General features: G+C 63.2%; 22 protein-coding genes. 9 read left to right on the top strand and 13 right to left on the bottom strand.

The features are described from left to right. Window positions 1-2 precede the first annotated feature (2 nt). Complete coding sequence (locus tag HNQ71_RS05240; RefSeq protein ID WP_184871481.1) at window positions 3-3,182, bottom strand: multidrug efflux RND transporter permease subunit; 3,180 nt, start codon at window positions 3,180-3,182, stop codon at window positions 3-5. Beyond that, complete coding sequence (locus HNQ71_RS05235; protein WP_184871480.1) at window positions 3,176-3,430, bottom strand: hypothetical protein; 255 nt, start codon at window positions 3,428-3,430, stop codon at window positions 3,176-3,178. The genes HNQ71_RS05240 and HNQ71_RS05235 overlap by 7 nt, the downstream gene beginning before the upstream one ends. Window positions 3,431-3,690: 260 nt before the next feature. Here HNQ71_RS05235 and HNQ71_RS05230 point away from each other — a divergent pair, with 260 nt between their 5' ends. Continuing rightward, the gene (locus tag HNQ71_RS05230; protein WP_184871479.1) at window positions 3,691-4,281 is read left to right on the top strand and encodes a TetR/AcrR family transcriptional regulator; all 591 of its coding nucleotides are present in this window, start codon (window positions 3,691-3,693) and stop codon (window positions 4,279-4,281) included. A 340-nt stretch (window positions 4,282-4,621) separates the two neighbouring features. Here HNQ71_RS05230 and HNQ71_RS05225 read toward each other — a convergent pair whose 3' ends face one another. The 5 genes from HNQ71_RS05225 to HNQ71_RS05205 all read right to left on the bottom strand — a co-directional run bounded on the left by HNQ71_RS05225 (window position 4,622) and on the right by HNQ71_RS05205 (window position 10,130). Then, a complete protein-coding gene (locus HNQ71_RS05225; protein WP_184871478.1) occupies window positions 4,622-5,644 on the bottom strand; it encodes a LacI family DNA-binding transcriptional regulator in 1,023 nt (340 codons plus the stop codon). Window positions 5,645-5,794: 150 nt separating this feature from the next. Further along, a complete protein-coding gene (locus tag HNQ71_RS05220) occupies window positions 5,795-6,586 on the bottom strand; it encodes an ATP-binding cassette domain-containing protein (protein ID WP_184871477.1) in 792 nt (263 codons plus the stop codon). Window positions 6,587-6,589: 3 nt separating this feature from the next. After that, on the bottom strand, window positions 6,590-7,576 hold the full coding sequence (locus tag HNQ71_RS05215; RefSeq protein ID WP_095091975.1) for an ABC transporter permease: 987 nt from the start codon (window positions 7,574-7,576) through the stop codon (window positions 6,590-6,592). A gap of 113 nt (window positions 7,577-7,689) precedes the next feature. Then, on the bottom strand, window positions 7,690-8,625 hold the full coding sequence (locus tag HNQ71_RS05210; protein WP_095091864.1) for a substrate-binding domain-containing protein: 936 nt from the start codon (window positions 8,623-8,625) through the stop codon (window positions 7,690-7,692). A 347-nt stretch (window positions 8,626-8,972) separates the two neighbouring features. Continuing rightward, window positions 8,973-10,130, bottom strand: coding sequence for a fumarylacetoacetate hydrolase family protein (locus HNQ71_RS05205; RefSeq protein WP_184871476.1), 1,158 nt, complete (start codon window positions 10,128-10,130; stop codon window positions 8,973-8,975). Between the two features lie 243 nt (window positions 10,131-10,373). Here HNQ71_RS05205 and HNQ71_RS05200 point away from each other — a divergent pair, with 243 nt between their 5' ends. The 7 genes from HNQ71_RS05200 (at window position 10,374) to HNQ71_RS05170 (ending at window position 17,010) form a co-directional block, all read left to right on the top strand. Further along, entirely contained in the window at window positions 10,374-11,657 is a 1,284-nt protein-coding gene (locus HNQ71_RS05200; RefSeq protein ID WP_184871475.1) for an NAD(P)/FAD-dependent oxidoreductase, read from the top strand. 85 nt (window positions 11,658-11,742) lie between these two features. Then, window positions 11,743-12,627, top strand: coding sequence for an ABC transporter permease (locus tag HNQ71_RS05195; RefSeq protein ID WP_184871474.1), 885 nt, complete (start codon window positions 11,743-11,745; stop codon window positions 12,625-12,627). Continuing rightward, window positions 12,624-13,493, top strand: a complete 870-nt coding sequence (locus tag HNQ71_RS05190; protein WP_184871473.1) for an ABC transporter permease — start codon at window positions 12,624-12,626, stop codon at window positions 13,491-13,493. The genes HNQ71_RS05195 and HNQ71_RS05190 overlap by 4 nt, the downstream gene beginning before the upstream one ends. Continuing rightward, a complete protein-coding gene (locus HNQ71_RS05185) occupies window positions 13,478-14,542 on the top strand; it encodes an ABC transporter substrate-binding protein (protein WP_184871472.1) in 1,065 nt (354 codons plus the stop codon). The genes HNQ71_RS05190 and HNQ71_RS05185 overlap by 16 nt, the downstream gene beginning before the upstream one ends. 231 nt (window positions 14,543-14,773) lie before the next feature. After that, the gene (locus tag HNQ71_RS05180) at window positions 14,774-15,382 is read left to right on the top strand and encodes a cupin domain-containing protein (protein ID WP_184871471.1); all 609 of its coding nucleotides are present in this window, start codon (window positions 14,774-14,776) and stop codon (window positions 15,380-15,382) included. Beyond that, entirely contained in the window at window positions 15,372-16,457 is a 1,086-nt protein-coding gene (locus HNQ71_RS05175; protein ID WP_184871470.1) for an ABC transporter ATP-binding protein, read from the top strand. The genes HNQ71_RS05180 and HNQ71_RS05175 overlap by 11 nt, the downstream gene beginning before the upstream one ends. Before the next feature lie 199 nt (window positions 16,458-16,656). Further along, the gene (locus tag HNQ71_RS05170; protein ID WP_184871469.1) at window positions 16,657-17,010 is read left to right on the top strand and encodes a nuclear transport factor 2 family protein; all 354 of its coding nucleotides are present in this window, start codon (window positions 16,657-16,659) and stop codon (window positions 17,008-17,010) included. A gap of 97 nt (window positions 17,011-17,107) precedes the next feature. On the opposite strand, the gene HNQ71_RS05165 is transcribed toward HNQ71_RS05170, so the two are convergent. From HNQ71_RS05165 to HNQ71_RS05155, 3 genes are read right to left on the bottom strand one after another with little or no spacing between them, the layout of a single operon-like run. Beyond that, complete coding sequence (locus HNQ71_RS05165) at window positions 17,108-17,587, bottom strand: SRPBCC family protein (RefSeq protein ID WP_184871468.1); 480 nt, start codon at window positions 17,585-17,587, stop codon at window positions 17,108-17,110. After that, entirely contained in the window at window positions 17,584-17,940 is a 357-nt protein-coding gene (locus HNQ71_RS05160) for an ArsR/SmtB family transcription factor (RefSeq protein WP_184871467.1), read from the bottom strand. Before HNQ71_RS05160 ends, HNQ71_RS05165 begins: the two co-directional genes overlap by 4 nt. Next, a complete protein-coding gene (locus HNQ71_RS05155) occupies window positions 17,937-18,509 on the bottom strand; it encodes a dihydrofolate reductase family protein (protein WP_184871466.1) in 573 nt (190 codons plus the stop codon). The genes HNQ71_RS05160 and HNQ71_RS05155 overlap by 4 nt, the downstream gene beginning before the upstream one ends. 154 nt (window positions 18,510-18,663) lie before the next feature. On the opposite strand from HNQ71_RS05155, the gene HNQ71_RS05150 reads away from it, so the two are divergent. Next, entirely contained in the window at window positions 18,664-19,020 is a 357-nt protein-coding gene (locus HNQ71_RS05150) for an ArsC family reductase (RefSeq protein WP_184871465.1), read from the top strand. Window positions 19,021-19,104: 84 nt separating this feature from the next. Here the strand turns inward: HNQ71_RS05150 and HNQ71_RS05145 are convergent, their stop codons facing one another. The 3 genes from HNQ71_RS05145 to HNQ71_RS05135 are packed head-to-tail and all read right to left on the bottom strand — an operon-like array spanning window position 19,105 to window position 21,752. Then, the gene (locus HNQ71_RS05145; protein ID WP_184871464.1) at window positions 19,105-19,461 is read right to left on the bottom strand and encodes a DUF488 domain-containing protein; all 357 of its coding nucleotides are present in this window, start codon (window positions 19,459-19,461) and stop codon (window positions 19,105-19,107) included. A 21-nt stretch (window positions 19,462-19,482) separates the two neighbouring features. Next, entirely contained in the window at window positions 19,483-20,739 is a 1,257-nt protein-coding gene (locus tag HNQ71_RS05140; RefSeq protein ID WP_184871463.1) for an aminopeptidase, read from the bottom strand. Continuing rightward, complete coding sequence (locus tag HNQ71_RS05135) at window positions 20,736-21,752, bottom strand: LysR substrate-binding domain-containing protein (RefSeq protein ID WP_184871462.1); 1,017 nt, start codon at window positions 21,750-21,752, stop codon at window positions 20,736-20,738. The genes HNQ71_RS05140 and HNQ71_RS05135 overlap by 4 nt, the downstream gene beginning before the upstream one ends. Window positions 21,753-21,823 lie beyond the last annotated feature (71 nt).

Genomic DNA, 21,823 nt, shown 5'->3' with positions numbered 1-21,823 from the left:
TCTTATTCGGCCGCTTCCGCCAGGGGAGGGAAGGCGGTTTCGGCAGTTGGTTCAGTGTGTTCGTCAGCGGCGGGCTCGTCATTGCCACCGCGTTCGCGCAGCTGTTCGATGACCGCGTAGAAGACCGGCACGAACACCAGCGACAGGATGGTGGCCGCGACCATGCCGCCAAAGACGGTGGTGCCGATCGACTGACGGCTTGCGGCACCGGCGCCGGTCGCGAACATCAGCGGCAGCACGCCGAGGATGAACGCGAAGGCCGTCATCAGGATCGGCCGCAGCCGCAGCCGTGCCGCCTCCATCGCCGCGTCGACGATGCTGAGGCCTTCCTCGCGTCGTCGCCTGGCGAACTCGACGATCAGGATGGCGTTCTTGGCCGCCAGGCCGATCAGCATGACGAAGCCGATCTGCGAGTAGACGTCGATCTGCATCCCACGTGCCCACAGCACGGCGAACGCGCCGAACAGAGCGAGCGGCACCGCCAGTAGCACCATGAACGGCATCGCCCAGCTCTCATACTGCGCCGCCAGGATCAGGAAGACGAAGACGATTGCGAGGCCGAAGACGACGGACGCGATCGATCCTGCCTTGAGTTCCTGGAAGGTGATGCCGGTCCATTCGAAACCGAAATCCCTGGGCAGCGCTGTGGCGGCGGCCCGTTCCATCGCGGCGACCGCCTGGCCCGAGGAGAAGCCCGGTGCGGCGCCGCCATTGATCGAGGCCGAGGCGTTGTTGTTGTAGTGCGGCACGGTTTCCGGGCCGACGAATGGCACGAGTTTGCCCAGTGTGCTCAGCGGCACCATGCCGCCGGAGGCATTGCGCACATAGAGCCTGGAAATGTCGGCAGCGCCCGCACGTGCATCCTTGTCGGCCTGGATGGTCACCCGGAAGGTGCGGCCGAACAGATTGAAATCATTCACGTAGAGCGAGCCGAGATAGATCTGCAGCGTGTTGAACACATCCGGCAGGTTGAGGCCGAGCAGTTTCGCCTTGCTGCGGTCGAGGTCGTAGTTGAACTGCGGCGTCGAAGTCGAGAATGGCGAGAACAGCTGCTGCGGATTGATCTCGGGCTGCTTGCGCGCCTCGGCGATCACGGCTTGCGTCGCGTCGTTGAGGGCTGAACTGCCGCGGCCGGTGAGATCCTCGACGACGAATTCGAAGCCGCCAGTGGTCCCGATACCGGGAATAGAGGGCGGATCGAAGCTCAACGCGAAGGCTTCCGGAATCTGCAGCAGCTTGCCGCGCACATCGGCGACGAGCTTCGACGCGCTCTGGTCGGGACTGCGTTCCTCCCAGGGCTTCAGGATAGCGAATTCGACCGCCGAGTTCGACTGCGCCGCACTGGTCAGGAAGTTCAGGCCGCTGATCGAGCCGACGATGTCGACGCCGGGCGTAGCCTGCAGGATGTCGCGCGCCTTCTGCGCCACCGCGTCGGTGCGCTCCAGTGAAGCGCCGTCGGGCAACTGGATGACGACGAAGAAGTAGCCCTGGTCCTCGACCGGAAGGAAGGTCGAGGGCAGGCGCTGCCAGACGAAATAGGTGGCGACAAGTCCGGCTGCAAACAGGCCAAGCATGATCCAGCGCAAGCGGATGAGAATGCGCACGCCGTGGGCATAGGCGTGCGACAGCCGGTCGAAGCCCGTGTTGAACCAGCGGAACAGCACGAACTGCGTTGGCTGGCGATGCCGCAGGAAGGCGGCACTGAGCGCGGGGCTGAGCGTCAGCGAATTGAAGGCGGAGATGCCGACCGAGATCGCCACCGTTAGTGCGAACTGGTTGTAGAGCTTGCCGGAGACGCCGGGAATGAAGGCGACCGGCACGAACACCGCCATCAGCACGGCGGTGGTGGCGATGATCGGACCGGTGACCTCGGCCATCGCGGCCTTGGTCGCCGCAAGAGGCTTGAGTCCGGCCTCCAGCTGTCGTTCGACGTTCTCGACCACCACGATGGCATCGTCGACGACCAGGCCGATCGCCAGCACCATGCCGAGCAGGCTCAGCATGTTGAGCGAGAAGCCAAGCATCTCCATGACGACGAGCGTCGCCACCAGCGACACCGGAATGGCGATGGTCGGGATGATCGTCGTGCGCCAGCTCTGCAGGAAGATGAACACCACGGCGACGACGAGGACCAGCGCTTCACCGAGCGTGATCAGCACGTCATGCATCGACGCCGAGACGAAGCGGGTCGTGTCGTAGTGCATCGCATAGGAGACGCCCTTCGGGAAACGGGCCGACAGTTCCTGCATCTTGTCCTTGACGCGCTGCTGCAGATCGAGCGCGTTGGAGCCGGGCATCTGGTAGACGGCGAGCACCACGGTCGGATCCTTGCCGAAGAAGGCCGACGATGAGTATTGCAGTGCGCCGAGCTCGATGCGGGCGACGTCGCGCAGCCGCACCAGCGAGCCGGTGTCCGTGTTGGCGCGCACGACTATGTCGCCGAACTCCTTGGGATCGCTCAGGCGGCCGACAGCGTTGACCTGCATCTCGAAGGCGGTGCCGGCAGGGGCCGGTGACTGGCCGATCTTGCCGGCCGCCACCTGGACGTTCTGCTCGGCAATTGCGTTCTGGACGTCGACGGCGGTGATGCCGAGATTGGCGAGCTTGTCCGGATCGAGCCAGACGCGCATCGAATAGCGCCGCTCGCCGAAGATCTGCACGTCGCCGACACCGGGCAGCCGCTTCAGCGGATCGACCACCTGCAGATAGGCGAGGTTGCTCAGCGCCACCGGATCGACCGAGCTATCGGGCGAGGTCAGGTTGACGATGAGGACGAAGTTCGGATTCTGTTTCTTGATCGTCACGCCGCCCTGGTTGACGATCGCCGGCAGCGACGAGGCGGCTTGCGAGACGCGGTTCTGGACGTCGACGGCGGCAGTGCTGAGCGAGTAGCCGACATCGAAGGTGATGGTGATGGTCGAGGAGCCGTCATTGGAGCTCGTCGACGACATATAGGTCATGCCTTGCACGCCGTTGATCTGCTGCTCCAGCGGCGTCGTAACGGTATCGGCCACCACCTGCGCGCTGGCGCCCGGGTAATGGGCACTGACCACGACCTGCGGCGGTGTAATGTCGGGAAACTGCGAAACGGGCAGCAGGAAATAACAAATCGTCCCGGCGAGCACCATGATGATGGCGATCGCCGAGGCGAAGATCGGACGATGGATGAAAAAGTTTACCACGACACGCACGCCTCCCCGGCCGCTCTTACCTTGCCGAAGGCGCTGGCAACCCTGGACAGCCTTTGGCCGCGGCCGTCACCCGGCTCTTGCAGCGAACGCAGCAACGGCATCTCGCTGCGCTGCGCATCGGCGAGCGAGCGCAGCATCCTTTCGAAGGCGCGCGGGTCGACGCCATCTGCTTTCATGACCAGCCGGATCATCGGATCCCGGACGGCTTCATCTATGGTAAGATCGCGGCGCTGTGGCATTGGCCGGCTCCTTGTCTGTCGATCCGCAGCCCATGCTCACGAACCGTTTTCATCTCTTCACCGGCCGAGGCCGCATGAAATGCAATTGTTCGCCCATCTCGCTCTGGCCGATCTCGATCTGGCAGGACCAGTTCACGACCTTGTTATTGACGAAGGGCGACATAGGTGTTACCAGTAAGTAACATTCATGACGTTACAGACCGGTAACACCCTAGTCAAGAGGCGTACCGAGGGATTTTTGGGAAACCAAGGAGGTTTTGATGGAAGACGGCACTGTGGAACGCGTTCGCCCCCGGGACAGGATCCTGGAGACGGCGCAGGACATGTTTCACAAGCATGGTATCAAGGGCGTCGGTATCGACGCCATCACTGAGGCCGCCGGAACCAACAAGATGACGCTCTATCGTCATTTCGATTCCAAGGATGACCTCATCATCCAGTGCCTGCGCGCCACCGCCTGCAAGGCTGGTGCGATGTGGGAGAAATTCGAGGTTCAGCATCCCGGCAACAAGCTGGCGCAATTGCATGCCTGGGTTCGCATGGCCGCAGATTGCCTGACGGCTGACGGTCGCGGCTGCGACATGGCCAACGCCGCCATCGAGTTGACCGACACAGATCATCCGGCTAGGCGCGTGATCAAGGAACTCAAGGAAGCCCAGCGCGATCGCCTTGTCACGCTGTGCAGGGATGCCGGCATCGGCCAGGCCGAGCTGCTCGCCGATACGCTGTCCCTTCTGCTTGAAGGCGCTCGTGTCAGTGTTCAAAGTGTCGGTACGGAAGGCCCCAGCGCGCAGTTCGTCCGCATGGCTGAAGGATTGATCGTCTCCTTTCGGGGCACGGCGGCCGGCTGAATTCTTCCCGGCAGCAGCTACGCTCCCCACTCGATCTCGTGCCCGAGAATGAACGATGCCTCACGCTTTTTGCGTGAGCGGCTTGCAATCGCCACTGACTGGAACGAAAAAAGCCCGCTGCCGGGAGGAGGTGGCAGCGGGCTCGATTTCGAGTGTGGCGCGGGAGGAGGTGCACCCCACTCAGCGTCGGCATCGCATCTGGGAGGAGTAGATGGCCGACAACTACAAATTAGGGGTTGCCCAATGATTCGGCAATCGTGGATCGTGCATAGCAGCTGTGCAGATTCGCTGTATCACCCGCGAAAGTTGTCGAGTGTGACCAGAAAAGCTCAGGCCAGCTTCACTGCACCGGAATGTTTTCCCTGAAGATCAAGCGCGGCTCGATGAACTTCCGCGTCAGATAGGGCGCCGAGGATGCAATCGAGCCGAGGAGGCGGATGACCGACTGCTCGGCGATCAGCCTGGCATTCTGGTCGATGACGACATCGAGCAGGTCGTCGACGAGGTAGCCCCGCGTGTCCTTGGTAAGGTCGTGACAGATGAACACCGGCTTGCGGTTCGGCCTTAGTTCCCGGATCGCCTTTGCAACGCCCGAATGTCCGGCGCCGACGCAATAGATGCCCAGCAGTTCGGGCTCGTTGTGCAGCGCCTTCATGGTCTCGGCATAGCTGACGTCAGGCTCGTCGTTGATCTCGACGGCGCTGCTGACGGTCAGGTTGGGAAACTCTTCATTGAGCACCGAGCGGAAACCCATTTCGCGTTCTTCGTGGCCGCGATAGGAGCGCGAGCCGACGACCATCGCCAGATGGCCGGTGCGGCCGCCAAGGAAGCGTCCCATCAACAGCGCCGCCGTTCGTCCCGCCACCCGGTTGTCGATGCCGACATAGGCCGATCGCGGTGCAGCCGGAACATCCGACACCAGCGTGACCAGGCGCATGCCTGCGTCGACGATGTCGCGCAGGATGTTGCGTGTGCGCGGATGATCGACGGCGATGACACCGACGCCATTGGCCCGGAGCGAGAGGTTCTCGACAGCGATCTGCAGCGCGTTCGGCGAGATTCCGGCGAGGTTGTGGATCCGGCACGAGGCGACAAGGGGCAGCCGCGCGGCGTAGTCCTCGATATGTCCGGCGAGATCGCGCATGAACGCATTGCTGCCGATCGGCAGCAGGAATTCGAGATGCGCGGGCCGCGAGGGCAGCGTCACCTGATCGGCGACCGGCAGGTAGCCGAGCTGCTTGGCGGCCTCCATGACGCGCTGCCGGTTGGCGGCACTCGCACCTGGCCGGTTGTTGAGCACCCTGTCGACCGTTGCGGTCGACAGCCCGCAATTGCGGGCGATATCCGAGACGGTGGCTTTCATCCCGCAACCCTATGTGCCGATGCGATGCCGCGCCAGACCAGCGATGCGATTTGAGGTGACGGCTGATTGCCGCCCATCAGCCGGACCGTCATTCGGCGGCCTCGACAGGACGGCCCCCGCGCGTTCCCAGGCGATGGCTTGCCATCTGCCTCAGTGCGATGGCTTGCCATCGGCGATGGCATCGCGGATTTCCTTGTCCGACATGCCGGTGATGATCCGCTCGACTTCCGCCACGCTGGTCTTCTTCGGGTCGATGTCGTCGGCGACCACCTTGCCCCGGCGCATGACGACGATGCGGTCGACCACCTGGAAGACATGGTGGATGTTGTGGGCGATGAAGATGCAGGAATGACCGGAATCGCGGGCGCTGCGCACGAAGCTCAGCACGCCCTGTGTTTCGGCGACGCCAAGATTGTTGGTCGGCTCGTCTAAGATGATGAGGTCGCTGTCGAAATGCATGGCGCGCGCGATCGCCACCGCCTGCCGCTCGCCGCCCGAGAGCGAGCCGATCGGTGTTGTCGGCGGGATGTTCTTTGAGATGCCAACCTGTTTGAGCAGGTCGCGGGCGACCGTGTTCATCGCGTCCTGGTCCATCCGGTTGAGGAAGCGCGGCGGCTTGATCGGCTCGCGCCCGAGGAACAGATTGCGGGCGATCGACAATTGCGTGACCAGCGCCGAGTCCTGGTAGATCGTCTCGATGCCGTGGGCGATGGCGTCGCTGGTGTTGCGCAAGCTCACCTTCTTGCCGCGGATGAAGATGTCGCCGCTGGTCAGCGGAACGGCACCCGAGAGCACCTTGATCAGCGTCGACTTGCCGGCGCCATTGTCGCCGAGCAGGCCGACGATCTCCCGTTCATTGACATGGAAACTGGCATCCTCGAGTGCCTGCACGCGGCCGTAGGACTTGCGGATGTTCTGCATGCGGATCAGTGGCTCGGCCATGGTTCAAGTCCCTGCCTGATGCCGGCGTTCCAGCCATGAATGGAGCGCCATCATGCCAAGGATGATAGCGCCGATGAAGATGTTGTAGGCAAGGCCCGGCACGCCGATCAGCACGATGCCGTTGCGCATGACGCGCAGGATCAGGATGCCGAGCACGGTGCCGATGATGGTGCCGCGCCCGCCGGTCAGCGCCGTGCCGCCGATCACCACCATGGCGATGACTTCGAGCTCATAGCCGGTGCCGCTGTTGGGGTTGGCGGCCGAGGTGCGCAGCGAAGAGATGACGCCGGCAAGCGAGGCCATCAGCGATGACAGGACGAACAGGCCGATCTTGACGCCGCTGACATTGACGCCGCGGGCGCGCGCCGCATTGGGATTGCCGCCGGCCGCCTGGATCCAGTTGCCGGTGCGGCTTTGCGTCAGGACATAGCCGAGCGCGATGGCCGCGGCGATGAACCAGAACAGCGACATGTAGATGCGGAACGGCCCGATGAAGAAGTCGCCGACCAGCGCCTCCGCCAGCCAGCTGCCTTCCGCGCTCCAGGTGCGCTGCGGAAAACCGTCGGTGACGAAAAGGGCGGTGCCGCGCACCACCAGCAGCATGCCGAGCGTCACCAGGAAGGACGGGATCTTGAGCTGTGTGACGAACCAGCCGTTGACCAGCCCGATGAAGGCCGCGACCAGCAGCGCTGCGACAAAGCCGACTTCCAGCGACGTGAGGCCGCTGTTGAACAACGTCCACATCAGCACCGGCGAGAAGCCGAACAATGAACCGACCGAAAGGTCGAACTCGCCAGACGTCATCAACAGCGTCATCGCCAGCGCGATCAGGCCAAGTTCGACCGTGAAGGCCAGCGTGTTGGAGATGTTTTGAGGCGATAGGAAGTCGTGGTTGATGCTCCAGAAAACGGCGATCTCGATGACGAGCAGCACCAAGGGGCCGAATTCGGGCCGCGCGATCAGGTGTTGGATGAGTGAACGATTTTCCACGAGCAACCCGCGATAGGATTGGAAAGGCTGAGCCTTGCACAGCGAAGGGCTCGGCGAAAATGGAGAAGTCAGTCGCGACCGCCGGGCAGTCGCGACTGTTTGAGTTTGGAATCTTATTTGCCGGAAAGGATCTTGTCGTAGACCGCGGCGGTATCCTTTTCGTAGAGCGCGCCGGTGATCACGTTGAAGCCCGGAGGAATCCCGGCAGCGGCCATGTTGGCCAGGGAGAGCGCGACATAGCTGGTCGCCTGCGGGTCCTGCCACTGGCCGGCATTGACATAGCCGTTCAGCACTTCCTGGGTGGTGTCGAGCGAGTTGCCCCAGCCGACGACCGGTATTTCACCCGGCTTGATGCCGACCTGGTCGAAGACCCGCTTGATTGAGCCGGTGACCAAATCGCCGAGGCCGATGATCGCCTTCACCTTGGCCTTGTTGGCGGTGAGGTAGTCGACCATGCGGTTGATCACTTCGGCCTGGTCGAGCGTCGCTTCGGTGATCTCATAGGTGATGCCGAGAGGACCGAAGACGCTCTTGATGCCTTCCTCTTCCTGGACCCCATAGGTGGCGCCGGGGACCTCGACCGGCATCCAGACGAAGTCGCCTTTCTTCACCAGGCCCTTGTCGACCAGATACTGCGCCCAGTGCTTGCCGAAGGTGACATTGTCACCGCCGACATAGGCGTTGAAATTGGCCTTGGGATCGGGCGTGTTGAAGTTGATGATCGGGATGTTGGCCGCGCGGGCTTCCTTGACGATCTCGACAAGGCTGCCCGGATCGGGGCTGGTGGTGACGATGCCATCGGCCTTGGCGGAGAGGGCGGCGCGAACCGCTTCCTGCTGCGAGGCCACGTCGCCATTGTGGAACGAGGTGTTGACGGTGTTGCCGGTGTCCTTGGCCCATTGTTTGGCGCCGGCCAGGAAGTAGGTCCAGACCGGGTCGGCCGGGCCGCCATGCGAGATCCAGTAGAACGTCTTGGCCTGTGCCGCTGCCGGAACAATCGTCAGCGCCACCAACAGGCCATAGAGAACGAGTCTTAGCCGTGTCAGCATTTGATTTCCTCCCGTTGTAGATGGTCAGTTCCGAATCCGTCCCTTGTTCCGGCGACCGCCGGATCACGTCTTTTGCCAGCGCCGTTGGATGCATCAGAGCATTCCCTTTTTCGACGGATGGCAAGCCTCCATCTGCAGATGTAGTGGGCGCCTGACGGGGCGCCATCAACGGTCCCATCAGATTGCATCAGTTGCGGTGGTTTTTCGCGGCGGTCGCGGGTTGGCGTCACGACGCCGCCGGCGCACTCCGGCAAGCTCCACCATCGCGCCCATCAGCACCAGCGTCAGCCGCCACAGCTTGGCGGTGGGAATGCCGGCACGGGCGCCGGCTTGCGGCCAGAGGCCGGCTAGATAAGCTTGGCCCCGGCGAGTTCGCGCATCAAATGGCTGGCGCCGTAGGTCCAGTGCGGGCAGTCGGGCGACAGCCGCACCCGGTTGACTAGCGCGCCGAATTTTTCCGACGAGATCGTGACGATGTCGCCGACCTTGTGGGTGAAGCCCTTGCCCTTTTCGCCGCGATCCTTCGACGGCACGAACATGGTGCCGAGATAGAGCGCCAGCCCGTCGGGATACTGGTGGTGCGGACCCATGGCGGCGGCAACCAGCTCTTCCGGCGAGCGGCTGATCTCGGCCATCGAGCTTGCGCCCTCCAACGAGAACCCGTCCTCGCCTTCGACCTTCAGGCGCACGACGGCCCGCTTGACGTCATCGATCGAGAATGTGTCGTCGAACAGGCGGATGAAGGGGCCGAGCGCGGCCGATGCATTGTTGTCCTTGGCCTTGCCGAGCAACAGCGCCGAACGCCCCTCGACGTCGCGCAGATTGACGTCGTTGCCGATGGTGGCGCCGACGATCCTGCCGCTGCCGGCGGCGATCATGGCGATCTCGGGCTCGGGATTGTTCCAGGTCGACACCGGGTGGAGGCCGACATCGGCACCGAAGCCGACCGAGGCCATCGGCTGGCACTTGGTGAAGATCTCGGCGTCGGGACCGATGCCGACTTCCAGATATTGCGACCAGGCGCCGCGCGCGATGAGCTTGGCCTTGATCTCCATCGCCTCCGGCGAACCGGGCTTGAGTTTCGACAGATCGTGGCCAATCAGCCCGGCGATGTCGGCGCGGATGGCGTCGGCCTTTTCCGCCGAACCGCGCGCCTGTTCCTCGATTACCCGTTCGAGCAGGCTGACGACGAAGGTGACGCCCGAGGCCTTGACCGCCTGGAGGTCGACCGGGGACAGCAGATACGGGTTGTTCGCATCGCGCTTGGCCGCAAAACTGTTGGCGGCGACGGCGTCGAGCGAGCCGATCGGTTTGCCCTTGGCCGACCGCACATGGCCGGCAGGATCAGGCATATCGCAGACGTCACGCACGGTCGGTGCCGTGCTCGACGTAATGTCGACGACGGTACCATCGCGCACCGTGACCACCATCGGATACGAGACATCACTGCTCCTGGCGCGGCCGAGAAAAAGGCCGTCAGCAGGCAGGTGCGTGGGGTTGGTCATGGCGTTCGGTCCTCTGAAATGATCGACAATGCGGGCTGGCCGCATCGGCGCGGCACTTTCACCGGATTTCGGTCAAAGGTCTATCCCGTTGGTTGCCAATCTGGATCGCTGCGTTCGATCGGCAAGTACCAGGCCCGAACGGTCCGTTGGCGTTGGTCCAAATGGCAGAGCTGACAACGCTATTTCAAAATCGTGAAATTCTGACTAGAGTTTTCATTCATCGCAGCGCATCCAGGTGACCCCTTGCCCGCACCGTTCTCCGATCCCGTCTGGCGCAAGCCGCAAGCGGCCTCCAGGTTTCAGTCGCTGCTTGCCAGTGGCGGACGTGCCGATGTCGTCATTGTCGGTGGCGGCATCATGGGTCTGTCGACGGCCTTGCATGCGGCCCGCTCTGGCATGTCGGTGCAAGTGCTGGAGGCCGGCGAAATCGGGCAGGGCGCTTCCGGGCTCAATGGCGGGCAGGTCATTCCCGGCCTGAAATACGATCCGGAATGGCTGCTCGAGCATTTTGGCCCGGAGCGCGGCGAGGCGTTGGTCAATTTCGCCGCTTCGACCGCTAATGCCGTGTTCGACCTGATCCGCGATGAAAAACTGGCGGTTCCATTCGTCCGCAATGGCTGGATACAGGCGGCGCACACCGAGGCCGCGCTGAAGGCGGCGGCAAATCGTGACCGGCAATGGCGGGCGAGGGGTGCCGACGTCAAGCTTTTGAGTGAGGCCGAAATCGCCGCGATGACCGGCGCTCGAGGGTATCTCGGCGGCTGGCTCGATCGCCGCGCCGGTGTCATCGATCCGCTCGCTTACACGTCGGAACTCGCCCGGGTCGCAGCGGCGGCTGGTGTCGGGATAGCGGAGCGCCAGAGGGTCGCAAGGCTCGTCAATGCCGCCGGCGTTTGGCGTGTTTCGACCGAAAGCGGTGCTGAATTGCAGGCAAGGGCGGTCGTGCTGGCGACCAACGCCTATACGGACGGTTTGATCCCTGGCCTCGCCCAGACGATCGTGCCGCTGCATTCCTTCCAGATCGCCACGGCACCGCTGCCGCCCAAGCTGGCGGCCACGATCCTGCCGGAAGGGCAGGCGGTGTCGGATTCGCGTCGCATCCTCGTCTACTACCGCAAGAGTGCCGACGGCCGTCTGGTACTGGGCGGGCGCGGCCGCATGGCCTTGCCGACGGGCCCCAGTGACTGGGCGCATCTCGAGCGGGCGCTGCGGCGGCTCTATCCCGGCCTGTCCAGTGTCGCCATCGAGAAGCGCTGGTTCGGCCGGGTGGCGATGACGCCGGACCACCTGCCGCATATCCACGAGCCGGAGCAAGGCCTTGTCGCCGTGGTCGGCTGCCAGGGTCGTGGCGTCGGTCTGATGACCGCGCTTGGCGAGCGCATCGCAACCTATCTTTCCGGTGGCGACGCCAGGCAGTTGCCGTTCCCGCTCTCGCCGATCCGGCCGATCCCGTTCCACGCCTTCCGGCAGGTCGGCGTTGCCGCGACCATCGCCTGGTATCGCCTGCTCGATGCACTGGAGCGTTGACGCAGCAGGCCAGCAGGATTCCGCTTGACAGTTTCATGAATATGAAAAATTCTTAAGCAATTTCAAAATTTCGATGAGCAGGTCGATGTCGACCATTGTTGCAGCACACGCGCCAGGCGCCCGGTCGTCATCGGGCTTCCGGGTCGCGATGTTGCTGCCGGGCGCGCTGGTCACCTTCCTGCTGATCCTGTTTGCCCTCGGGCTGGTGCTTTTCCTTGCCTTCCGCAACAATGACGGCTCGCTGCTCGGCACCGGTTTCAGCCTGGCGAATTTCGCCACCGTGCTGTCCGATCCGCTGTACTGGACGGTGACGCTGCGCTCGCTGATCATTGCCGCGCTGGTGACGCTCGCCACCGTCGTCACCGCCTATCCCGTCGCCTACTACCTTGCCTTCCATGCCGGACGGCGGCGCGGCCTGCTGCTGTTCCTGGTGACGCTGCCGTTCTGGACCAGCTATCTCCTGCGCGTCTTCGCCTGGAAGATCGTGCTCGCCTACAATGGCGTTTTGAACTCGGCGCTGATCGAAAGCGGCATCTGGTCCGAGCCGACATTGGCTTTTCTCAACACGCCGGCCGCCGTCGTCGTCACGCTCGCCCACGCCTATGCGCCGTTCGCCATCCTGCCGATCTATGTGGCGCTGGACACCATCCCGAAGTCATTGATCGAGGCCGCTTCCGATCTCGGCGCCAGACCCTTCACCTCCTTCCGCCGGGTCGTGCTGCCCAACTCGATGCCGGGTGTGCTGGCGGCCGCGCTTGTCGTCTTCGTGCCGACGGTCGGCGACTATGTCACGCCGGCGCTCGTCGGCGGACCCGCCAGCACCATGATCGGTACGCTGATCCAGGCTGAGTTCGGCAAGGCCAACGACTGGCCGTTTGGCGCCGCGCTCGCCGTTGCCGTCATGCTGGTCATCCTGGCCGTGGTGCTGGTCGCACGCTTCACCGACCGCAGATTTGGCAGCCGCACATGAGCATCGCGCACACGCAAGGTGGCGGCCGCTGGCTTGGCTTATACGTCATCGCCTATCTGGTCTTTCTCTATCTGCCGGTGCTGCTGATCCCGCTGTTTTCCTTCAACAACTCGATCCAGGCAGCATTTCCGCTACAGGGCTTCACCTTGCAATGGTACGCGACGTTGTACGGCAATACGGTGCTGTCCGGCGCGCTCGTCAACAGCCTCGTCATCGCTACGATTGCCGCCACGGGGGCAACGCTGTGCGGCATCACCGTGTCCTACATGGATCTCTATGGCCGCTCGCCGCTGGCTGCCACCATCAGCGCCGTCGCGCGGCTGCCGATCCTGATCCCGGGTGTCATCGTCGGCATATCGCTGCTGATCCTCATCAACCTCATCGGCCTCGGGCCGTCGCGCATTGCCATCGTTCTCGGCCACATTCTGGTGGCGCTACCAACGACGGTGGTGATCATGCGCAGCCGCTTTGCCGCCATCCCGAAAACCATTCGCGAGGCGGCACTCGACCTCGGCGCTTCCGACTGGACGACCTTCCGGCGGGTGATGCTGCCGCTCAGCCTGCCGGCCATCGTCTCGGCCTTCATGCTGGCCTTCTTGATCTCCTTCGACGAATTCATCGTCGTCTTCTTCCTCGCCGGCACCGAGCCGACGCTGCCGCTCTACATCTGGAGCCAGCTTCGGTTCCCGAAATCGCTGCCGACCGTCATGGCGCTCGGCACGTCGATCCTGGCCGCCTCCTTCGTGATTGCTGCAATCGCCGAAATCCTGCGCCATCGCGGCCTGTCCGCAACGGCGCCACGACCCACGGATCAATCACAGGCAAAACAAACCAAGAGAGGAGAACTGCAATGGCATTCGACCTGATATCTGGAAAGATGGCCCGGACCGGCCTGACCGCCCTGGCTTTGGCGCTGTCGTCGACCGTCGCTTTCGCCGGCGACAAGCTGCAATATTTCACCTGGTCGGGCTATGAACTGCCCGACTTCAACAAGAGCTTCCTTGCCGCACATCCCGATGGCGTCGAGGCCTCCATATTCGGTGACGATGATGACGCCTTCACCAAGGTCAAGGCCGGCTTTCGCCCTGACATTGCCCATCCCTGCTATGACAAGGTGGCGCGCTGGAACAAGGAAGGCCTGCTGCAGCCAATCGACACCAAGCGCATCAAGAACTGGGATTCGATCTTCCCGGTGTTCAAGAACCTGCCCGACTTGCAGGCCGGTGATGGCAAGGTCTGGATGGTGCCGTGGGACTGGGGCAACACCTCGATCCTCTACCGCACCGATCTGGTGAAGAACCCGGAAGCGAGCTGGAACCTCCTGTGGGACAAGCAATATGCCGGTCGCATGGCGACCATCGACGCCGTGCATGACACGCCGATCGTTGCCGCGCTCCTGGCCGGCGTCAATCCGTTCGACATGACGCCGGAGCAAATGGACACGGTGGCGGAGAAGCTGCGCGAGCAGCGTCCGCTGCTCTCCAACTACACCACCGACATGACCTCGGTCGAACAAGCGCTGGCCAGCGGCCAGCTGGTCGCCGCCATGACCTGGAACGCGTCGGCCACCTCGCTGAAGAAGCAAGGGGTGCCGGTCGAGTTCATGAAGCCGAAGGAGGGCATGCTGACCTGGTCCTGCGGCTTCGTCATGCTCAAGGACGCCAAGAATGTCGATCTCGCCTATGACTTCATCAACAGCCGGTTGGACGCCGACTCCGGCAAATACCTGATCGAGTCCTATGGCTATGGCAGTTCGCTGAGCTCTGCCTTTGCCACCGTGCCGAAGGAGGAGCTGGAGAAGCTGCAGCTGCCGTCCGACCCGGAGGTGATGCTGAAAACCACCATCTTCACCGGACCGATGAAACAGAATGACGAACTCGCCAAGATGTTCGAAAAGGTCAAGGCAGGCGGCTGAGCATCACGTACTGTCGTAGTGGACGGACTGATTGCTGAAGTTTGCGCCGCCCCTCATCCGCCTGCCGGCACCTTCTCCCCGTATAGTGACGGGGAGAAGGGAAGCGCTCCGACGCCGGCGATCCCCTCTCCCCGTCTCTATACGGGGAGAGGGTAGGGGTGAGGGGCAGCGCTGACGTTTGGAAACGTGCAGCACACTGGCGACAATAAAGCGGCAAACGAGGACGAATGCATGGACATGCTGGACGAAGCGGCTGAAAAGCCGAAGGACGATGCCGATGTGCGGGTTGGCCGGCGCGTGCGGGCGCTGCGGCTTGAGCGCAACCTGTCGCTGGCCGATCTGGCCGCCAGGGCAGGCGTGTCGATCGGCGCGCTCAGCCAGATCGAGCGCGGCATGTCCTCGCTGCGCGTCAAGGTGATCTGGCCGCTCGCGGCCGCCCTCGATATCGAGCCGTCGGCGCTGATCGCCGACGGCAACGATGCCGTCAGCGATCTCTATTGCGTGCGTGCCAACAGCCGCCGCGCCATCCCGGTCAAGTCCGAAGGCATCGCCAAGGCGCTGCTGTCGCCGCCGGGTGCGACGCTGACCGGCATGCTGGTAACGGTTGATGCCGCCGGCGGCACCGCCGAGGCCTATGCCCATGCCGGCCATGAATTCGGCTTCGTCGTTTCGGGTGAGGTCGAACTGGTGGTGGATTCGACGAACTACGTGCTGAAGACCGGCGACAGTTTTGCGTTCAAGAGCACGCTTTTGCACGCCTTCCGCAATCCGGGCGCCGAGCGCTGCCAGATCCTCTGGGTCAACACCACCAAGCCGTCCGAGGTTCGCGATGGCGCCTGATCCTCTCGTCCGGTTGCAGTCGGTCTCGAAGATCTTTCCCGGCGGCATTGTCGGGCTCGACGCCGTCGATCTCGACATCGTCCGCGGCGAGTTTCTCACCTTGCTCGGGCCCTCGGGCTGCGGCAAGACCACCAGCCTGCGCGTCATCGCCGGCTTCGAAAGCCCGTCGAGCGGTAAGGTGCTGCTCGACGGCCGTGATATCACGGCACTCAGGCCCTACGACCGGCCAGTCAACACAGTGTTCCAGGACTACGCGCTGTTTCCGCATATGAACGTTGCCGAGAATGTCGGCTTCGGCCTGTCCTTGCGAAAACTTTCCGGCGCCGAGCAGGCAAAACGCGTCGGCGAAGCCCTCGATATGGTCGGTCTGGCCGACAAGCTTGGCGCCCGCGTCTCCGAACTGTCGGGCGGCCAGCGCCAGCGCGTCGCACTCGCCCGTGCCATCGTCTGCGAACCGCGTGTGCTCTTGCTCGACGAGCCGCTGTCGGCGCTCGACGCGCATCTGCGCGAACAGATGCAGGTCGAGCTGAAGCGGCTGCAGTCGCGGCTCGGCACCACCTTCGTCATGGTCACCCACGACCAGACCGAAGCGCTGTCGATCTCCGATCGCATCGTCGTCATGAACAAGGGGCGCATCGAGCAGATCGCGCCGCCGGCGACGCTTTACGATCGGCCCGCGACCACATTCGTCGCCAGTTTCATCGGCACCATGAACCTGTTGCAGTCGCGCTTTATCGGGCGCGATGGCGACCGCCTGCGGTTCGCCGCCGGCGCCTTGCCGCTGGAAGCGACCTCCGAAACCGGCGAGGCTCCCGCCGAGGGCACTATCCGCACCATCGGCGTGCGGCCCGAGGATTTGCTGGCGGCCACCGAGGCGGCATCCGGCACGGCGCCGGCCCGCGTCAACAGCATCGTATTTCACGGCCGCACTCTGCGCCTGCATGCCGAGCTTGGGCAGGGCGCCCCGATCGTCATCGACGCGCCGCGCCAGGCCGATGGCTTTCAATTCAGCGTCGGCGATGTGGCGCATATCAGCCTACGCCGCGGCGCCAACTGCCCTATGCTGCCGGGCTAGTTTCACCGGCAAATGGCCCGCACCGGTAGCATCGGTGCCCTCGTTGTTTGAACGGCCAGATGTAGAACCTCAAATCGTCGTCATATACCCCGCGCGATATCATCATGCTGACATGGCTTGTCAGCTACCTAGCGGATTGGTGATGGCGGGCCGGCAAGCTGTCCCCTACTTGCAATGCGTCCGAACAGGAGGAACACAAATGTCCATCGCGGAAATTGCCAAGGATTTCACCGAACTCCTACAGCAGGGCGACCACCAGGGTGCTGCTGAGAAATACAATGCCGACGATATCGCCAGCTATGAAGCCATGGAGGGGCCGATGGCCGTCTCCCATGGCAAGGAGGCCCTCAAGCAGAAGGGCCAGTGGTGGCAAGAGAACCACGAAGTCCATGGCGGCTCGGTCGAAGGCCCCTATGTCAACGGCGACCAGTTCGCCTTGCGGTTCAAGTTTGACATAACGCCCAAGGCTACCGGTGAGCGCGTCACAATGGATGAGGTCGGCGTGTACACGGTCAAGAATGGCAAGATCACCGAAGAGCGCTTCTACTACTGAAGCCGTAAAAACCGCCGGCTTCCGGGAGCCTGCTCTCTTCGCTGGTTTGCAAATAAGCACGGCGGCCGGGACGATGGCCCGGCCGCCATGTGAGGGGTCATATGGTCTTCACGTATTCCGCAAGCTGATCCGCCACCGTGCCCCAGCCGTCGAAGAAACCCATCTCTTCATGGTTCTTGCGGGTCGCCTCATCGCGGTGGATGGCGGTGGCGGTGTAGCGCGTGCCATTGCCGTCGGGCTGGAAGGAAATGACCGCGGTGATGAACGGCTCCCCTGACGGCCGGTAGCCCTGCAGCAGCGCATCCGTCCACACCAGCCGCTCGTTGGGCACGATTTCCAGGTAGCAGCAATGGCGGTCGTTGACTTCCTGGCCGTCAGGCGACTGCATGCGCGTGCGGAACAGCCCGCCCGGCCTGAGGTCGATCTCGCAGTCGGTGATCATCCACGGCTTCGGCGTGAACCACTGCTTGACATGGGCTGGGGTCGTCCAGGCTTTCCACAACAGCTCGCGCGGCGCATCGACGACACGCTCCAGCACGAGGTCCAGTCTGGGATCCGGCTTGAACGGATAGCTCATGCGTCTTTCTCCTTCAGGGTCATCACATAGGCGTCGAACTGGTCGAGGCGGCGCTCCCACAGCGTGCGCTGTTCGGCGAGCCAGTTTTCGGCAAGCTTCAGCGGCTCGGGGGCCAGTCGATAGGTCCTGACCCGGCCGGTTTTTTGCGAATGCACCAGTCCGCAGCCTTCGAGAACCCTGAGATGCTCGATGAAGGAGGGCAGGGCCATGTCGAAGGGCTGCGCAAGTTCGCTGACCGAGGCGGGGCTGCGGTTCAGCCGCTCGACCACGCGTCGCCGCGTCGGGTCGGACAGGGCGCGGAAGATGCCGTCGATTGGTGGCGGTGTTTGTGTCGCGGATTGCAGACTTGTCATGGCGATGACCTCTCGACACGATAGGTGAGCACCACGGCGCCGTTGGCGAAGGAGCGTGTGTCGACCAGCCTGAGATCCGTCGCGTCCTCGGTCCTGTCGAAAAGCTGCGCGCCGCTGCCGAGTATGACCGGGAACACCATCAGCCGGTATTCGTCGACAAGGTCGTGCTGCCTGAGCGCGTTGACCAGCGTGCGGCTGCCGCCAACGACGATATCGCCTTTCAGATCCTGCTTGAGTTTGCGGATCGCGGCCATCGGTTCGCCCTGAAGGACGGTCGTGTTGTTCCAGGCCGGGGTCTTCACCGTCGTCGACACCACATATTTCGGCATGCTGTTCATCCGGTCCGCAAACGCACCTTTGTAGGTCGGCCAGGCGTCGGCGAAGCTTTCATAGGTCACCCGGCCGATCAGCAGCGCCTCGTGGTCCAGTACCTCTTGGAATTTGTACTCGATCTGTCCGGCCTCGTGCCGCTTGCCGACCCAGTTGGTGTGCCGGTAGCCCGGCTCGCCTCCCGGCGCTTCCATCACGCCATCGATGGAGATGAATTCCGATACAACGATCCTGGCCATGGTCATTCCTTTCCAGCTTTGACCATTACTTAGGAAAATTCCTTAGTGTTGGCAACAGCCAAAATTCGAAGGATGCCAACCAGGGGTGCTGGCAAAGCGGGAAGGGCGGTTCTAGGCTGCGAGCGGATTCGACTGTCAGTTTGGGGAAGTGCGTTTGACGATCACCATGTACGGCATCACCACCTGCGACACGATCAGGAAGGCGCGCGTCTGGCTGGAGAGCCATGATGTTGCGTACCGGTTTCACGACTACAGGGCGGAGGGGCTGGAGGCGAAGCGGCTGGATGGCTGGGCCGGCAAGGTTGGCTGGGAAATCCTGCTCAACAAGGCAAGCACGACCTTTCGCGAATTGGCCGACGAGGAAAAGCAGAACCTCGACGAGAAGAAGGCCAAGGCGCTGATGCTGGCCAAGCCGACCATGATCAAGCGGCCGGTGCTGGACCTGGGCGACCGGATTTTGGTCGGCTTCAAGCCGGATGTTTATGAGCAGGCGGTCGGCAGTTTTAAGTAGGAGCAGCAGGACGGCGAAGCTGCCGATCTCCACCCTTGCGGGGGAGATTGGCCAATTGCCACCGTTGCAGGGTATAGGCGCCCTTCAATCCGTCTTTCTGAGATACGCCGCCAGCGCCACCGCATTGTTGTGCGCTTCGTCATGCGCACCATAGAGCAGCGTGACCTTTCCGGTGTCGAGCAGCGCACGCAACTGCCCGACCGCCTCTGCATTCCCGTCCAGTTCAGCCCGATATCGCTTCTGAAACTCTGCCCAGCGCTCCGGTGCATGGCCGAACCATCCGCGCAGGCCATCGCTCGGTGCGATGTCCTTCAGCCATAGCGTCAGCGCGGCCTCTTGCTTGCTGACGCCGCGTGGCCAGATCCGGTCGACCAGCACCCGCTGCCCGTCGTCCGGCGCCGGCGGCTCATAAACCCGCTTGACCGCCAGGTCGAAGGCCATGCGACCCTCCTCAAGTAAATGTCAGGCCCACTCGCCCTTGCGCATCACCGGCACGCGGGCGCCATCCTTGTGGACACCGTCTACGTCGATCTTGTCCGAGCCGATCATCCAGTCGATGTGGATGAAACTCTTGTTGCCGCCGCGTGCGGCGATTTCGTCCTGGCTGAGCGACGCGCCATCGACGAAGCACTTCGAATAGCACTGGCCGAGCGCGATGTGGCAGGCGGCGTTTTCGTCGAACAGCGTGTTGAAGAACAACAGGCCACTGGCTGCGATCGGAGAGGAATGCGGCACCAGCGCCACTTCGCCGAGACGGCGCGCGCCCTCGTCGGTGTCGAGCACCTTCTTCAGCACGTCCTCGCCCTTCGAAGCCTTCGCTTCGACGATCCGGCCCTCCTCGAAACGCACCGAGATCTCGTCGATCAGCGTGCCCTGGTAGGATAGCGGCTTGGTCGAGGAGACATGGCCCTCGACGCGCCTGGCATGCGGCGTGGTGAAGACTTCCTCGGTCGGGATGTTCGGGTTGCAGGTGATGCCGTTCTTGGCGGTCGAGGCGCCGCCCATCCATTCATGGCCGTCCGCCAGCCCGACGGTCAGGTCGGTGCCCGGCCCGGTGAAATGCAGCGCATGGAAATTGTGGCCGTTGAGCCATTCGGTGCGGCCACGAAGTGCTGCATTGTGCGCCTTCCAGTTGCCGATCGGGTCTTCGACGTTCACCCGCGACGCTGCAAAGATGGCGTCGGCGAGCTTGGCCACGGCAACGTCGTCGGCATCATCTGGGAAGACCTGCCTGGCCCAGGCGAGATCCGGGTAGGCGACGATGTTCCAGTTGATGTCGAAGCCGGTGATCTTCTCCAGCGCCGGCTGATAGGCCATCGAATTCGCCTTGTTGGCGCGCGCCACTTTCGCCGGATCCTGCGCCGACAACAGCGATGGATCCTCGCCGCGTACGGCAAGCCGCGCCGCATTGTTGGCGAAGGCCTTCGCCATGCCTTCATAGAGCCAGCCGGCGGCCCGGTCGAAGCCGGCATCGGTGCCGAAGCGATAGCGCGCCAGCGTCATCTCGTCATCGTTGAAGATCGGCGTCACCAGGCCGGCCCCGGCCTTGTAGGCATGCTCGACGATCCGCCTGGTCAGCGGCAGCGCCGCGATCGATGACGTCACCACCAGGTCCTGGCCGGGTTGCAACTGCAGCCCGACCTTGATGGCGACTTCCGCCAGCCTGTCGAGCTTCACCGGGTCGATCGATGCGGAAACGCCGCGCGAATGTGTGGTCATGATCCTACCTGCCGTAGTTTGATGTCTGACTCTGCTTTGATGTCTGACTCTACATAGAACGGCGCCACGGTGCTTTCCACCGTGAACGCGCCGGCGGGTGCGGTGGCCGCCTTCGCGGACCCGAACTGTGCCATCGTCGCCTCGATCTCTTCCTTGATCCAGACCTTGAAGTCCCGGACCTTGCGGCTTTCGGCCTTAGCGGAGGAGGTCACCAGCCAATAGCCGAGGCCGCTCTGGGCGCGGATTCCAAATGGCGCCACCAGCCGGCCATCGGCCAGCGCATCGGCCGTCAGCAATTGCCAGCCGAGCATCACGCCATGGCCGGCAATCGCCGATTCCAGGCACAGCATCGGATCGGTGAAGCGGGCACCCTTCAGGAAGGTGACGGGCGGAACGCCGGCTGCCTCGAACCAGCTTTCCCAGTTGATCATGGCCCGCTCGTCGGTGATGGCGCAGGTCTGGGCAAGGTCCTCGATCGATTTCAGTTTCCTGGCGATCACCGGGGCGCAGACTGGAAAGACTTCCTGAGCCAAAAGCAGTTCCGCCCTCCCACCCGGCCATTTGCCGTCGCCGAGCCGGATAGCGATGTCGATATCGGAGTGATCGAGATCGGCCAGCCGCACCGAAGCGTCGATGCGCAACAGCACGTCGGGATGTCGTGCGAAGTGACGCGACAGCCGCGGCAGCAGCCACTTCGAGGCAAAGGCCGGCGCCACCGAAACAACCAATGTGCATTGCGTCGCCTCGTCGGTCAGCGCCACGGCGTGGGCAAGCTCGCGAAACCCAGCACCGAGGCGGGCCGCGAAAACGGCGCCGAACTTGGTCAGCACGAGACCACTCGCCGTTCGCTCGAACAGCGCCTGGCCGAGCTGCTTCTCGGTGCGGCTGATCTGCTGGCTGACGGCGCTGACGGAGACGTTGAGTTCGCCTGCGGCCGCCGCGAGCGAGCCGAGACGGGCGACGGTTTCGACGGCGCGAAGGCCGTTGAGATGGACGCGATTGAGCATGGCCATTTGAGTTTTTCTAAACCGATCCGGCTCAAATCTCAATTGAAAGACACATCGAAACGGCAGACCTTATCGAG

Source organism: Mesorhizobium sangaii (assembly GCF_014207355.1).
In the GTDB taxonomy this organism is placed as follows: domain Bacteria; phylum Pseudomonadota; class Alphaproteobacteria; order Rhizobiales; family Rhizobiaceae; genus Mesorhizobium; species Mesorhizobium sangaii.
This window is presented reverse-complemented; position numbering and strand designations above follow the sequence as displayed.

What these genes read in the sequence shown, in the direction of transcription:
- HNQ71_RS05235 (WP_184871480.1), bottom strand. Translation starts at nt 3,430, where the DNA reads ATGCCACAGCGCCGCGATCTTACCATAGATGAAGCCGTCCGGGATCCG.
- HNQ71_RS05145 (WP_184871464.1), bottom strand. Translation starts at nt 19,461, where the DNA reads ATGGCCTTCGACCTGGCGGTCAAGCGGGTTTATGAGCCGCCGGCGCCG.
- HNQ71_RS05165 (WP_184871468.1), bottom strand. Translation starts at nt 17,587, where the DNA reads ATGAGCTATCCGTTCAAGCCGGATCCCAGACTGGACCTCGTGCTGGAG.
- HNQ71_RS05175 (WP_184871470.1), top strand. Translation starts at nt 15,372, where the DNA reads ATGGCGCCTGATCCTCTCGTCCGGTTGCAGTCGGTCTCGAAGATCTTT.
- HNQ71_RS05210 (WP_095091864.1), bottom strand. Translation starts at nt 8,625, where the DNA reads ATGCTGACACGGCTAAGACTCGTTCTCTATGGCCTGTTGGTGGCGCTG.
- HNQ71_RS05225 (WP_184871478.1), bottom strand. Translation starts at nt 5,644, where the DNA reads ATGAAAGCCACCGTCTCGGATATCGCCCGCAATTGCGGGCTGTCGACC.
- HNQ71_RS05205 (WP_184871476.1), bottom strand. Translation starts at nt 10,130, where the DNA reads ATGACCAACCCCACGCACCTGCCTGCTGACGGCCTTTTTCTCGGCCGC.
- HNQ71_RS05230 (WP_184871479.1), top strand. Translation starts at nt 3,691, where the DNA reads ATGGAAGACGGCACTGTGGAACGCGTTCGCCCCCGGGACAGGATCCTG.
- HNQ71_RS05180 (WP_184871471.1), top strand. Translation starts at nt 14,774, where the DNA reads ATGGACATGCTGGACGAAGCGGCTGAAAAGCCGAAGGACGATGCCGAT.
- HNQ71_RS05185 (WP_184871472.1), top strand. Translation starts at nt 13,478, where the DNA reads ATGGCATTCGACCTGATATCTGGAAAGATGGCCCGGACCGGCCTGACC.
- HNQ71_RS05155 (WP_184871466.1), bottom strand. Translation starts at nt 18,509, where the DNA reads ATGGCCAGGATCGTTGTATCGGAATTCATCTCCATCGATGGCGTGATG.
- HNQ71_RS05170 (WP_184871469.1), top strand. Translation starts at nt 16,657, where the DNA reads ATGTCCATCGCGGAAATTGCCAAGGATTTCACCGAACTCCTACAGCAG.
- HNQ71_RS05220 (WP_184871477.1), bottom strand. Translation starts at nt 6,586, where the DNA reads ATGGCCGAGCCACTGATCCGCATGCAGAACATCCGCAAGTCCTACGGC.
- HNQ71_RS05160 (WP_184871467.1), bottom strand. Translation starts at nt 17,940, where the DNA reads ATGACAAGTCTGCAATCCGCGACACAAACACCGCCACCAATCGACGGC.
- HNQ71_RS05135 (WP_184871462.1), bottom strand. Translation starts at nt 21,752, where the DNA reads ATGGCCATGCTCAATCGCGTCCATCTCAACGGCCTTCGCGCCGTCGAA.
- HNQ71_RS05195 (WP_184871474.1), top strand. Translation starts at nt 11,743, where the DNA reads ATGTCGACCATTGTTGCAGCACACGCGCCAGGCGCCCGGTCGTCATCG.
- HNQ71_RS05190 (WP_184871473.1), top strand. Translation starts at nt 12,624, where the DNA reads ATGAGCATCGCGCACACGCAAGGTGGCGGCCGCTGGCTTGGCTTATAC.
- HNQ71_RS05140 (WP_184871463.1), bottom strand. Translation starts at nt 20,739, where the DNA reads ATGACCACACATTCGCGCGGCGTTTCCGCATCGATCGACCCGGTGAAG.